The sequence below is a fragment of the Cupriavidus sp. genome, assembly GCF_057315035.1.
Map to the genome: position 1 here is coordinate 32,236 of NZ_DBHKYV010000022.1, position 12,665 is coordinate 44,900.

At 59.9% G+C, this 12,665-nt stretch carries 11 protein-coding genes; 8 read left to right on the plus strand and 3 right to left on the minus strand.

Features of this window, described 5'->3' with window-relative positions; genetic code table 11:
* Positions 1 to 216: 216 nt before the first annotated feature.
* The 3 genes from ACO550_RS23520 to pcaB all read left to right on the plus strand — a co-directional run bounded on the left by ACO550_RS23520 (position 217) and on the right by pcaB (position 3,635).
* Positions 217 to 1,290 carry a porin gene (locus tag ACO550_RS23520; RefSeq protein WP_485994966.1) on the plus strand — a complete coding sequence of 358 codons (1,074 nt, stop codon included), beginning with the start codon at positions 217 to 219 and terminating at the stop codon, positions 1,288 to 1,290.
* An 87-nt stretch (positions 1,291 to 1,377) separates the two neighbouring features.
* Positions 1,378 to 2,238 carry an HTD2 family dehydratase gene (locus tag ACO550_RS23525; protein WP_485994975.1) on the plus strand — a complete coding sequence of 287 codons (861 nt, stop codon included), beginning with the start codon at positions 1,378 to 1,380 and terminating at the stop codon, positions 2,236 to 2,238.
* A 50-nt stretch (positions 2,239 to 2,288) separates the two neighbouring features.
* A complete protein-coding gene (gene pcaB, locus ACO550_RS23530) occupies positions 2,289 to 3,635 on the plus strand; it encodes a 3-carboxy-cis,cis-muconate cycloisomerase (protein ID WP_315595860.1) in 1,347 nt (448 codons plus the stop codon).
* A 34-nt stretch (positions 3,636 to 3,669) separates the two neighbouring features.
* On the opposite strand, the gene ACO550_RS23535 is transcribed toward pcaB, so the two are convergent.
* Entirely contained in the window at positions 3,670 to 4,596 is a 927-nt protein-coding gene (locus ACO550_RS23535) for a LysR family transcriptional regulator (RefSeq protein ID WP_315595861.1), read from the minus strand.
* 149 nt (positions 4,597 to 4,745) lie between these two features.
* Here ACO550_RS23535 and ACO550_RS23540 point away from each other — a divergent pair, with 149 nt between their 5' ends.
* On the plus strand, positions 4,746 to 5,717 hold the full coding sequence (locus ACO550_RS23540; RefSeq protein WP_315595862.1) for a tripartite tricarboxylate transporter substrate-binding protein: 972 nt from the start codon (positions 4,746 to 4,748) through the stop codon (positions 5,715 to 5,717).
* A gap of 5 nt (positions 5,718 to 5,722) precedes the next feature.
* On the plus strand, positions 5,723 to 6,796 hold the full coding sequence (locus ACO550_RS23545) for a 4-oxalomesaconate tautomerase (RefSeq protein WP_315595863.1): 1,074 nt from the start codon (positions 5,723 to 5,725) through the stop codon (positions 6,794 to 6,796).
* Between the two features lie 114 nt (positions 6,797 to 6,910).
* Here ACO550_RS23545 and ACO550_RS23550 read toward each other — a convergent pair whose 3' ends face one another.
* A complete protein-coding gene (locus tag ACO550_RS23550; protein ID WP_315595864.1) occupies positions 6,911 to 7,891 on the minus strand; it encodes a zinc-binding dehydrogenase in 981 nt (326 codons plus the stop codon).
* A gap of 19 nt (positions 7,892 to 7,910) precedes the next feature.
* On the opposite strand from ACO550_RS23550, the gene ACO550_RS23555 reads away from it, so the two are divergent.
* The 3 genes from ACO550_RS23555 to ACO550_RS23565 are packed head-to-tail and all read left to right on the plus strand — an operon-like array spanning position 7,911 to position 11,622.
* Entirely contained in the window at positions 7,911 to 9,611 is a 1,701-nt protein-coding gene (locus tag ACO550_RS23555; protein ID WP_485994967.1) for an aldehyde dehydrogenase, read from the plus strand.
* A gap of 24 nt (positions 9,612 to 9,635) precedes the next feature.
* Positions 9,636 to 10,670, plus strand: coding sequence for a tripartite tricarboxylate transporter substrate binding protein (locus ACO550_RS23560; RefSeq protein WP_315595866.1), 1,035 nt, complete (start codon positions 9,636 to 9,638; stop codon positions 10,668 to 10,670).
* Positions 10,671 to 10,719: 49 nt separating this feature from the next.
* Positions 10,720 to 11,622 (plus strand): NAD(P)-binding domain-containing protein, encoded by a 903-nt coding sequence (locus ACO550_RS23565; RefSeq protein WP_315595867.1) that lies wholly within the window; start codon positions 10,720 to 10,722, stop codon positions 11,620 to 11,622.
* Here ACO550_RS23565 and ACO550_RS23570 read toward each other — a convergent pair.
* Positions 11,603 to 12,559 (minus strand): LysR substrate-binding domain-containing protein, encoded by a 957-nt coding sequence (locus tag ACO550_RS23570; protein ID WP_315595868.1) that lies wholly within the window; start codon positions 12,557 to 12,559, stop codon positions 11,603 to 11,605. The genes ACO550_RS23565 and ACO550_RS23570 overlap by 20 nt on opposite strands.
* Between the last annotated feature and the right edge of the window lie 106 nt (positions 12,560 to 12,665).

The window sequence follows — 12,665 nt, forward strand, 5'->3', positions numbered from 1 at the left end:
GCGCTTGTTGAGAGGGTAGCCACGTTCCCGGCGGTCCACGCGCCCGAGGCGTTCGACGAACGCATTGGCGAGCTCTGCGCGTTGGTGATGCTCCCGCTGCATCAGTTAGTCCAAACATTGCAATTCTCCTATCGGATCGGGACCAGCAAACTTGGTTCCTGAGCTGCTGTGGATAACAGCAGAACACGACAAGAAAGAACTCAATGGAGAAGACGCATGGTCAGCATACTTGGGCGCCGAGAGGAAGTCGTAAAACGAGTGAGAAACGGGCTCGCATTCGGCATGTTCGTTGCGGGGAGCGCACAAGCCCAGACGTCATCTGGCATGGTGCTGTACGGCATCATCGATACCACGATTCGTTATTCCAATAACAATGCCGGGGACAAGAACCTGGCCGAACTTACCGACGGTTACTTCAATGGATCGCGTTGGGGTATGCGGGGAACCGAGGCGCTAGGCGGTGGACTGTCGGCCATCTTCAATCTGGAGAGCGGCTTTGATCCCACCACTGGCGTGTCGTCGCAGGGCACGGCTACAGCCAACTACGGTCAACAGAGCACCGGTGGCCAAGGCCGGCTGTTTGGGCGTCAGGCTTGGGTCGGACTGAGCCACGAGACATACGGACGGCTTACGTTTGGGCGGCAGTTCACGACTGCCTACGATGCGACATCCCGCTTCCAGCCAAATGGGCACCCCAATCTGGATGCTGTCACGATTCTCAATGCATACACGGGACCGCGGCAGGACAACATGGCCAAGTATTTCGGCCAATGGGGTGCATTCTCTGCCGGTGCCCACTACACCTTCGGTGAAGTGCCTGGGCAGACCCAGCGGAGCTCCAGCTACGGGGCATCACTAGGCTACACACAGGGGCCCATTGATGTCGGCGGCTTTTGGCAGCAGGCAAACGCGTTGACCACGACGGAAGCGCGAAAAATCTGGGGGCTTGGCGGAAACTACCGCGTTGGTATCGTGAAGCTGACCTTCGGATATCTCAACAATCGTTTTGAAGTCAGCCCGACTCGCAACGATGTATTTACTGGCGGCTTCGCCATCTCGGCCACACCAGCGCTGACGCTCTCGGTTGCAACCCACTACGACAGACAACGCAACGCGGACGGCAGTCGCATCATGGTGACCGGTGTTGCTGACTACAACCTGTCGAAGCGCACTGACGTCTATGCCGAAGTTGACTTCAATCGCATCAACGGTGGATATGCGCTTCCCACGTTCATGGGCGTCAAGGGAAGCAAGGTGGGTGGGGGCATTGGCCTTCGGCACCGATTCTAGAAGTACCTGTTTCGGGCTACCGGAAAGGTGGCTCAAAGTAGGCAGTTTGCAGTTGGCAGAATTGTTTTACAGCAAGGGGGCATCGTGGTGACCGAGCAGACTATTGATCCAACTACATGGATCGGACGCACTGAGCAACAGCAAGACATCGTGACCGCCGCGCCTGTCGCGGCCCTTCGCGCGACGCTCGATTATCCGGAGTCCCCTCTTCCGGTAGGTACGGCGCTTCCCCCGCTGTGGCACTGGATGTATCTCCTGCCGAAGCATCGACAGAGTGAAATCGGTCCGGATGGCCACGCAAAACGGGGCAGTTTCCTACCACCGATTGCGTTACCCCGTCGCATGTGGGCGGGAAGCCAGTTTGAGTTCCGCACGCCAATCAGAGTCGGAGACACTATCGTTCGAACATCGACGATTGACGATGTGGTGAAAAAGGAGGGGCGGACGGGACAACTCGTGTTTGTCAAAGTCCGTCACGAGGTCTGCGTTAATGGCAGTTCGGAGCCCGCGTTGGTGGAGTTCCACGATATTGTCTACCGGGAAGCGCAACGTAGTGACGACACACCGCCCGCGCCACAAGCGGCGCCGTCTGATGCCCAGTGGCGGCGCCAGATCGTGCCAGACGATGTTCTATTGTTCCGGTACTCGGCACTCACATTCAACGGACATCGTATTCACTACGATCGTCGATACGTGACGGAGGTGGAGGGGTACCCCGGGCTTATTGTTCATGGACCGCTGATTGCCACACTTCTGCTGGACCTCGTGCAACGCGAGTGCCCAGGCGCCGAAGTGGATAGTTTTCGCTTCCGCGCCGTTCGCCCCACCTTTGATCTGCATCCCTTTCACGTCAGTGGCGCGCTGCAACCTGATGGCAAGACCGTCCGTCTTTGGGCGTCAGACCATGAAGGCTGGCTGACGATGGACGCTACTGCAACACTTCGGTGATGGGCCGGACGGCTGTGGAACGCAACGACACTTCAACCAAGGAATACACCATGGCTTCTACCATCATCGATTCGCGAATCTTCGGCGATATGTTCAGTGATTCGCGCATGCGGGACGTGTGGTCGGACGAGAACCGTACGGCCAAGTACCTGGACATTGAGCGTGCGCTGGCCAAGGTGCAAGGCGAACTCGGCATTATTCCGAAGGAGGCGGCAGACGAGATCGTAAAGAACTGCGAGCTCTCGCAGATTGACTGGGTCAAGTTGAAGGCCAAGACGGAACAGATCGGCTACCCCATTATTGCCGTGGTGAATCAGATCAACGCCAACTGCAAAGACCGCCTGGGCGAGTACTGTCATTGGGGTGCAACCACCCAAGATATCACCGACACCGCTGCAGTGCTGCAGATTCGCGAGAGCCTGGCCTTGATCGAATCGGACCTGGACGAACTTTCCGACGCACTCGCGACCCTTGCGAAGAATTACCGGGATACGCCGGTCATCGGCCGATCAAATCTTCAACAGGCTACGCCCATCACATTCGGCTACAAGATGGCGAGCATCCTGGCCGGCATCGAGCGGCATCGGGAACGGTTGCAGCAACTGAAACCCCGAGTGCTGATGGGAGAATTCGGCGGAGCCTCCGGTACGCTATCGTCTCTGCAGACGGGTGCGATGGAGACGCAGGCTGCGCTCATGCAGGAACTGGGTCTGGCGCAGCCGCTGATTTCCTGGCACACGGTACGTGACACCATTGCCGAAGTGGGGGCGTTCCTGGGCCTCGTGGGTGGATCACTTGGCAAGATCGCCATGGACGTCAAGTTGATGATGCAGACTGAGGTGGCCGAAGTCTTCGAGCCCTTCGCGCCCGGCCGCGGATCGTCATCCACCATGCCGCAGAAGCGCAACCCGATCTCGTGCCTCTATATCCATGCAAACATTTCGGTTGCGCGTCAGCACGCGGCGGCGCTGATGGATGCAATGGTGGCTGACCATGAGCGTTCCACGGGGCCGTGGGAAATTGAGTGGGTGTCGCTTCCAGAAATCTTCTGTCTGATATCCGGGGCTCTCAAGCAAGCAAAGTTTGTGCTGCGAGGACTCGAGGTAGATGCTGTGAGAATGCGCGCCAACATCGACCTTACCAACGGCCTGGTCATGTCAGAGGCGGTGATGATGGGCCTGGGCCCATACATTGGTCGCGAGTATGCTCACGACCTTGTCTATGACCTTTGTCGGGATGCGATTGCCCAGAATCGACCGCTGATTGAAATCCTTGTGGAACATCCGGAGATTTCTCGGCACGTCGATCGTGCGCAGCTCGAAGCAATGTGTGATCCCAGGAACAACCTTGGTCAGGCGGGCGTGATGGTTGACCGGGTGCTCGCGAGCCGGCGATAGGGACCAAGCTCCAAGTACTAATGGGCAATCCAGATCACTGGGTTGCCTTTGCTGTTTTTCTCCCACGCGCCGTCTTCATCTCGTTGAGGAAATCGAAAAGCTGCTGCGCTGCCGGTGCCAGTGAGCGCCCCTTTCGACGAATCAATCCAATCTTGCGCATGATCACAGGGTTGCTGAGCGGGACGCTGACCAGGAGCGGATGGTCGGGACCAGGCATTGCAATGGAGGGTACGGCTGCAATGCCCAGCCCCGCCTCCACCAACCCGAGCATGGTGGTGACATGCTCTGTTTCGTAGATGCTCTGGGGCAGCCCTTTCACGTTGAAGAGAGCCTGATCCAGAAGCAGCCGATTACCAGACGTCTTGCTTACCGCAATGTAGTCGTACTCGGCAAGATCCGACCAGCTTACCTTGCGGCGCTTCGCCAGCGGGTGGTCACGTCGGCATGCCGCTACAAAGCGTTCCTCAAGTAGCGGTCGAAATTCGATGTCCGGTTCCTGATTCCCCACGAAGTTCAGCCCAAAGTCAGCTTCGCCCCGTGATACGGCAGACAACACGTCGTTAGCGCTGGCATCGAGAATCTTCACGCGTATCTTGGGATACGTTCCGTGGTATCGGGAAATGACCTGCGACAGGAAGTAATACGCGGCGGAGGGCACGCAGGCGATCGTTACTTGCCCCATGCGCGTGGTGGTCAGGCCGCGAATGCCAAGGAGGGCCTGGTCCAGGTCATCGAGGATCTGCTGGACCTTACGGTCGAAGTCCCTACCTACCGTTGTCAAACTGACCTGACGCGTATCCCGATCGAGAAGGCGCACGCCCAGGGCTTCTTCAAGCTTTTCTATCCGTCGGCTGAAGGCGGGCTGCGACACATGCAGCGCTGCAGCTGCCTTGCGAAAGTTATGCAACTCGGCCACCGCACGGAACGCCTGCAAATCATTGAGATTGAAGTTGATGGACATCGCGGACCTCCTCCAGGCGGGCTGTATCGGTGATCCACAGTATGCATCAGTCAATCGCAACAATGCAATTCACGGATCGTGAGGAAACAGGGACCATATCCCCACGGGCGAATCCAGCCTAGATATGACGATAAAGACGGAGACAATTGATGCAGTCTTTCAAACACCTCTTGCTGAGTAGCATTACCCTGGCTGCGGCCCTGACGAGTGTCGCCACGCATGCGGCGTTTCCGGAAAAGCGGATCACGCTCGTGGTACCGACAGCAGCCGGTGGCGCCAACGATGCCATGGCGCGCGTGGTTGGCCAGGCGATGTCGACAATCCTCAAGCAGACGGTAGTCGTCGACAACAAAGCGGGTGCCAATGGCGCGATTGCCAGCGAGTTCGTGATGCGCGCTCCAGCAGATGGCTACACCTTGCTATTGGGCTATGTGGCCACACACGCAATGAATCCGGCCTTGCAGAAATTGCGCTACGACCCGGTCAAGGACTTTGTGCCTGTCGGTATGGTCGGCTCATCTGCCACGGTCATGGTTATCAATCCCAGCCTGAAAGCTACAGATGCGAAGGGCGTCGTCGCCTTGTTGAAGGCTTCCCCTGGAACAATCAGCTATGCCTCGGCGGGTAACGGGACCGCGCCGCATTTCGCTGCGGAAATGTTCAAGCTCTCGACCGGCACGAATATGCTCCACGTGCCCTACAAGGGCTCCGCGCCTGCCATCAATGACACGGTCGCCGGGCAAACGCAAGTGATGTTCCCAAGCCTCTTTACGGCGTTGCCCCAACTGAAGAACGGGAAGCTCAAGGCGGTCGGCATTGCTGGCAGCAAGCGGTCGACGCTGATGTCCGAAGTTCCGACGTTGAAAGAGCAAGGCATCAATGACGTGGATGTTTCGCAGTGGTACGCGGTCTTCGCGCCGGCAAACACGCCGTCGGCAGTTGTTGAGACGCTGAACAAGGCCCTGAATCAAGCGCTGAATGACAAGAGCGTGGCCCAGCGCCTCGAAGGTCAGGGTGCGGAAGTATCCACAATGACTACGAGTGAAGCACGCGCGTTCCTCCAGCAAGAGCAGCTCAAGTGGAAGGCAGTTGTTCAGGCGGCAAAGTTGAAGGCAGATTGAAGAAAATGAGAACAGCAATTCCTTGTGTATTGATGCGCGCGGGTACCTCGCGTGGACCGTTCTTCCTCCGGGAGTGGTTGCCTGAGAGCGACGAAGCGCGTGACCAGGCCCTGATTGGTGCGATCGGCGCATCAGACCCACTTCAGCTGGATGGAGTGGGTGGCGGCAGCAGCCTCAATAGCAAGGTGGCTATTGTGTCGCGTTCGACCCGCCCCGACTGTGATCTTGATTATCTTTTCGTGCAGGTCGGGGTTGGCAATTGCTCGGTGGATACCCGTCCCAATTGCGGAAATATGCTGTCGGGCGTTGCGCCGTTCGCCATCGAGCAAGGCCTTATTGCCGCGCAGCTTGGATCAACTCGGGTTCGCGTACACAACGTCAACACCGGCGCTCGCATAGACGTCACGGTGCATACGCCTGGCGGACGCGTTAGCTATGACGGGGACACGCGCATCGATGGAGTCGCTGGCACCGGGGCTCCGATTCTGTTGGACTTTCTTGACGCGTGGGGAGCCGTGACCGGTGCTGTTTTTCCCACCGGAAGTCGCATTGACATCATTGATGGTGTGGAGGTGACTTGCATTGATGCGGCCATGCCACTCATGCTGGTTCGCGCAGTGGACCTCGGCGTGAGCGGGCGAGAATCACCCGCGACATTGGATTGCAACGAGTCATTGCTGGAACGTCTCGAAGCCCTGCGCCTGCGCGCAGGAGAAATGATGGGGTTAGGCGATGTTTCGGGTAGCGTCGTTCCGAAGCCGGTGCTTGTAAGCGCGGGGGACACGCCAAACAGCATCACGTCACGCTATTTCACTCCGCGGAAGTGCCACGCCTCGCACGCGGTCACGGGTGCAATTGGGGTCGCCACTGCCTTCGCGTTACCAGGCACGGTTGCCAGTGGTAGCGTGCGAGCCGCAGGGCGTCATCCACTAATCGTTCTTCACCCTGCCGGACGCATTGAAATCGAAGTCGAACTCTGTGGAGAGGGCGATAGCTCCAGCGTCACCCGGGCCGCTTTGGTGAGGACTGCGCGGAAGATCATGGATGGACAACTTCACCTGCCCGAGTATGTGTTCTAGCGCCCGGAGAGTGTGAAGGAAGCGCCGTCGAAACAGCCTGACGCGCTACGGATCATCGTGCCGACCCGCGCCGGCGGGGGGAGCGATACTGTGGCTCATCTTGTAGTCCCAAGGCTAGGGAAGATCTACTAGCACATTGCCAACAAGCTTCCCGCCTTCGACCGCCTCATGCGCTTGCGCAATCTCCTCCAACGCGAAACGGGCGCCGATGGTGTGCAATAGTTTGCCGTCTTCGAGCAGCCTGGTCATCCCGGCGATTGCATCCTTCCGGTCTTGTGGCGTGAGATCGTACACAAGAAAAAACCGCAGGCTAAGCGACCTGAACAGCAACTCCTTGAACGGGACCGGCGTGTCGCCATACGCGTTGGATCCGTAGCAGACCAGCGTACCGTGAGGTGCCAGCACGTTCTGGGAAAGGAGCTGGGCAGTGGTCGAGAAATCCATGTCGACGATGCCATCAACGCCCTTCCCGCCGGTGAGGTCGTTCACCCGCTGTGCGACCGATTCTTCCTTGTAGTTGATCGTGGCCGTTACGCCTGCGGCCAGGGCATGCTCGGCTTTCTGCGCCGAACCCACGGTGCCGATGACCGTGGCGCCATTGATCGACGCGATCTGCGCGGCGTAGTGGCCCACGGAAGACGATGCACCGATTACCAGGATGGTCTTTCCCGCCACGTCCCCGAGCAAATGATTTGCTTGATATGCGGTCATGGCCGGAATGCCCAGGCAAGCACCGGCGGCAAGGTCTGTGCCGTCGGGCAACCTGACGGCCTGTGCCGCGGGCAGCGCGATATATTCGGCGGCCGTTCCAGCTGGACGTTGCCATTGCCCATTCCAGATCCAGACCCGCTCTCCAACCCGGGTAGCTGACACGTCTGTCCCCACTGCCTCGATGACACCTGCGCCGTCACTGTGCGGGATGATCCGGTCGCTGGCCAGGGGACGACTGCGTCGAGACTTCACGTCGGATGGATTGACCCCGGACGTGGCAAGTCTGACGAGAACCTCGCCAGGGCCGGCCGTCGGTGTTGGTAAGTCGCCAGTCATCAGGACGTCCCGAGACTCGCCGTTCTTGGTGTACCAGGCAGCTTGCATGATGGCTCCTACCTTTCGAATGGCACTTGCCAGCGACGGAGCGCGGCCATCGGCTCGTCAGGCACATGAAGGCATCTTAGGCCTTTTGCGCGCGCACAAAGGAAATGTCGAAAATCGCTATAAGAGAACGAGCAAAACTGTATTAGACGCACGTCTGTCGCGCTCCATATACTCCTTGCACCACCTCGATGTGGCGCAGCAGCCTGCCACGGCTGCCGACGAGTACACCCAGGAGACAAGCGTGATTCAGAAGTACGACCTCTATTTCGACGGCCGCCGCCGCGCCCCCATGTACGGCAAAATGCTGCAAAGCATCAATCCTTATACATCGCAGGTATGGGCCGAGATTCCTGACGCGAGCGCCGAGGATGTGGCGGCGGCTGTGGCGGCGGCGAATCGTGCGTTTCGCGAGGTCTGGCGCGATATGCCCGGCATCCGGCGCGCCGAGTTGATGCTGAAGCTGGCTTCCCTGATCGAAAGCCAGGCCGACCGTATCTCCCGCATCGAGAGTACCGACAACGGCAAGATCGTGCGGGAAACGCGCCCGCAGATGGTGTGGGTGGGGCGCCAGTTGCGCTACTTCGCTGGCTATGCCGACAAGCTTATCGGCCAGCATATTCCGCTGGATCAGCCCAATACGCTCGACTATCTGTCCCTGGAACCCTACGGCGTAGTCGGATTGATCACGGCCTGGAACTCTCCGCTGGCCTTGCTCGCGAACAAACTGGCCCCGGCACTGGCAGCAGGCAACTGCGTCGTGGTGAAGCCATCCGAACACGCATCGGCCTCCACGCTGGAGTTCGCGGCTCTGGTCGAAGAAGCAGGCTTTCCGCCGGGCGTCTTTAACGTAGTGACTGGCGGCGCGGAAACCGGCCGGGCACTGGTCCAGGACCCGGGCATCGCGCTGGTCAGCTTCACCGGTAGCCCAGGTGTTGGCCGCGAGATCGCCGCGATGGCAGGACGCCGTCTGATTCCCGTCAAGCTCGAACTGGGGGGCAAATCGCCCAATATCATCTTCGACGATGCCGACCTGGACAAGGCGGTAGTGGGCGCGCTGGCCGGCATCTTTGGTGCCACCGGCCAAACCTGCGTGGCTGGGTCCCGGCTGTTCGTGCAGCGCGGGGTAATGGACCGCGTGGTACCTCGCCTGGCAGAACGCGCGCGCCAGATTCGCATGGGCGACCCGCTCGACCCCGCGACGGAAATGGGCACGGTTGCCAATGAACCGCAGTTCCGGCGCATCCTCAATGCTATCGAGCAGGCGAAAGACGCGGGAGCGCGACTGATTACCGGAGGCAAGCGAGCCGAAGGTGAGGGCTTGGGAGAAGGCTACTTCATCGAGCCGACGATCTTTGCCGATGTCGACAATGGCAGTCACCTTGCGCAGGAGGAAATCTTTGGGCCGGTCCTCGCCATCATCCCGTTCGATACCGAGGAAGAGGCGGTACGACTCGCCAATGACAGCGCCTATGGTCTGGCTGCCGGCATCTGGTCGCGCGACCTGTCGCGAGTGATGCGGGTGTCCCGCCAGATGCAGTGTGGCTCGGTTTGGGTGAATACCTACCGCGCCATTGCCGCGCAAGTACCATTCGGCGGCTTCAAGGAATCCGGCATCGGCCGTGAACGCGGTGAGGCGGGGTTGCGCGAATACCTGACTACCCGCAACGTCATGATCGATTTCTCCGACGAGGTGCGTGATCCGTTTGCGATCCGTACCTGAGCGAACACGGCAGAGGAGAAGACCATGGCAATCAAGCAAAAAGAAGCCGGCGCGCCGGTGCCACGCCGTATCACGCGTCGCCACGCGCTGGCGATGTGTGGGGGCGCCCTGACCTTGCTGGCCGGCACGGCGCCGTTTGCGTCCCGTGCTTCCAACAGCAGCTATCCGTCTGGCCCGATACGCCTCGTGATCCCGTTCCCGCCCGGTGGGTCGGTCGATACCGTGGCCCGTACTATCGGACCGCAGCTTCAGGAGCAACTTGGTCAGCCGGTGATTATCGAGAACAGGCCCGGCGCCAGTAGCGTCATCGGTGCGCAGTACGTCAAGCATGCGAAGCCTGACGGATACACGATTCTGCTTAACGCGTCGCTACAGGTGGCGAATCCTGTGCTGCTGAGTATGGCCACATATGATCCGATGAAGGATTTCGCACCGATTACCGGCATTGGCGCGCAGCCTCAACTGGTGCTCGTGCGTGCCGACGGCCCGTACCGGAGCTTGGCGGACTTGCTGAATGACGCCCGCAAGCGGCCGCGCGAGTTGCAGTGGGCGATTGCCGCATTCGGTGCGGCCGGTCATCTCGCGTGCGAACTGCTTAACGTGGAAGCCAAAGTCCAGATGCCGGTGGTGCCATACAAGGGGGGCGCTCCGGCATTGGTCGACCTGATGGGTGGGCACGTATCCGCCATGATCGAGCCGATGGCTTCCGCCTACCCGCACGTGAAGGCAGGCCGGCTGCGCGCGCTGGCGGTGACCAGCGACAAGCGGCTGCCATCGCTGCCGGATCTTCCCACGGTGGCTGAGAGCGGCTTTCCCGGTTTCGACATGCCGAGCTGGTACGGCCTTTGGGCTCCCGCTGGCACACCAGAGCCTGTCGTGGACCGCCTCTACCGCGAGTTACAGAAGGCGATGCAGGCGCCCGCCGTTGCCAACAAGCTGGCGGGTATCGCATTCATACCGCGTGCCTCATCGCCCGGTGAGTTCACGCGGTACACCGCCAGCGAACTGTCGAAATACAAGACCCTTATCGCGCAAGCCAATATCAAGGCCGACCAATAGCCAGTAGACCACTGGCCCCGCACCGCATACAAACAAACGGAGTTGCAATATGAGTCAAGCTACCATCCTGGGCTTTATCGGCCTTGGCGTGATGGGCGAGCCGATGTGCGCGAACCTGGTACAGAAGTCGGGCTGCAAGGTCCATGTCTTCGATATGTCCGCAGACGCCATTACGCGGGTTGTGGAAAAGGGCGGCATCGCAGCGGCCTCGGTGGCGGCTGTCAGCGAGGCGTCAGAAATTGTCTTCCTGTCGCTACCGTCCATCGCCGAGGTGGAGACGGTAATTGCTCAACTGGTGGCCGCGCCCAGGCGTCCGCGCATGATCGTCGACATGAGCACCAGCGACGTGGCTCGCACGCGTGAGCTGGCAAGCAAGCTGAAGGAAGCTGGCATTGCGTTTGTCGATGCACCGGTGGCACGTACCAAGCAGGCGGCCATTGACGGTACGCTTCTTATCAGTGTCGGTGGCAGCGATGCGGATGTCGCCACCGTAAGGTCCTATCTTGAATGCATGGGCTCCGACGTGCTCCATTGTGGAGACATCGGCAGTGGCCAGTTGGTCAAGATTCTGAACAACATGATGGTCTTCATGACCGTGAACGCGCTGTCCGAGGTGTTGACGATTGGTCGGCGTGCGGGCATGGATGGCGAGGCGCTGTTCCAGTTGTTGTCCCAAGGCTCGGCAGACAGCTTCGTGCTGCGCAATCACGGCATGAAGTCGCTGGCACGTGACCAGTTCCCGGAGAAGACCTTTCCAATGGTCTATGCAATCAAGGACGCCAGCCTGGCACTATCGCTGGCAGAAGCCGCGGACTTCCAGCCGCATATTGCGCAGTACACCTATGACCTGATGTGTCGCGCGCGTGATGCCGGTCTCGGCCAGAACTACCATCCGGCGATGGTTCAACTGGTCGATGGACGCGTGGGCGCTGCTAGGCCGACGCCGGACTGACGGGAACCGGCGCCACGTTGTTTTCGGCCGATGCATCCGCATCGGCCGTTTCCATTTTTATGAGCCTGGGCAGTACTTCATCGACAATGCGCCGCGTCAGGTCTGATGCGTGCTTTTCGCTCCAGATGGCCTCCATATGTACCTTGCCCGCCGTCGGAGGCAAGTCTCGGAAACAGACGCCAGGGTAACCGCTGGACGCATACGAACGCGGCACCAGTGCCACGCCAAAGCCCAGCCGTACCATCTGGAATATGGTCAGGGGACTGCGGGCCTTGTGCTTGAAGTTCGGGCTGAAGCCGGCCTCGTAGCATGAGGCGACAATCGCGTCGTAGATAGCGGGGCCATGCTCGCGTGACAACGCCACCATCGGTTCGTCGGCCAGATCCGCCAGGCGGAAATCGGCGGCCGACGCCAAGCGGTGCGCTTCGGGAAGGACCGCAAGGTAGGTATCGTGATGCAGCGGCACGTGCATGAGCTTGTCCCGGTCTGGCCGGACGTGAACGATGCCAATATCGAGCAGCCCGTGCGACACAGCGGAGACCTGGTCCTGCGATTGCATGTCGGCGACCGACACTTCCACACCGGGGAACTCGGCTTTCAGCTCGCCCAGGAATCTGGGAAGCAGGTCGAAGAGGGCGGATGTGGCCACGCCCAGGCGAAGTGTGCCGACATCGCTCTGCGCCGCGCGCACCGTGGCGCTCACGGCTGTGCGCATCTGCCCCAGCAGCAGACGGCTTTCGCGCAGGAAGACGGCGCCCGCGTCGGTCAGCTTGACCTCGCGGCGCGTGCGATTCAACAGAATGACGCCGAGCTCTTCTTCAAGCAGCTTGATGTGCTGCGAGAGCGGCGGTTGTGACATGTGGAGCCGTTCGGCGGCTCGACTGAAACTGAGTTCCTCCGCCACCATGACGAAGTAGCGGAGTTGCTTCATGTCCATGACAAAACGCCCTCTCAAGTTGATGCCCGCCACATTGGGCGCGGCAACGCTTGACTTGTCAATTGGGGATTGCGTGGCGTGGAGATGTGGCGGCACGCCTTGCGCG

Coding starts and splice junctions, on each gene's coding strand:
- ACO550_RS23560 (WP_315595866.1), top strand. CDS start 9,636: ATGGCAATCAAGCAAAAAGAAGCCGGCGCGCCGGTGCCACGCCGTATC.
- ACO550_RS23570 (WP_315595868.1), bottom strand. CDS start 12,559: ATGGACATGAAGCAACTCCGCTACTTCGTCATGGTGGCGGAGGAACTC.
- ACO550_RS23540 (WP_315595862.1), top strand. CDS start 4,746: ATGCAGTCTTTCAAACACCTCTTGCTGAGTAGCATTACCCTGGCTGCG.
- ACO550_RS23550 (WP_315595864.1), bottom strand. CDS start 7,891: ATGCAAGCTGCCTGGTACACCAAGAACGGCGAGTCTCGGGACGTCCTG.
- ACO550_RS23555 (WP_485994967.1), top strand. CDS start 7,911: ATGGCACTTGCCAGCGACGGAGCGCGGCCATCGGCTCGTCAGGCACAT.
- pcaB (WP_315595860.1), top strand. CDS start 2,289: ATGGCTTCTACCATCATCGATTCGCGAATCTTCGGCGATATGTTCAGT.
- ACO550_RS23565 (WP_315595867.1), top strand. CDS start 10,720: ATGAGTCAAGCTACCATCCTGGGCTTTATCGGCCTTGGCGTGATGGGC.
- ACO550_RS23545 (WP_315595863.1), top strand. CDS start 5,723: ATGAGAACAGCAATTCCTTGTGTATTGATGCGCGCGGGTACCTCGCGT.
- ACO550_RS23520 (WP_485994966.1), top strand. CDS start 217: ATGGTCAGCATACTTGGGCGCCGAGAGGAAGTCGTAAAACGAGTGAGA.
- ACO550_RS23535 (WP_315595861.1), bottom strand. CDS start 4,596: ATGTCCATCAACTTCAATCTCAATGATTTGCAGGCGTTCCGTGCGGTG.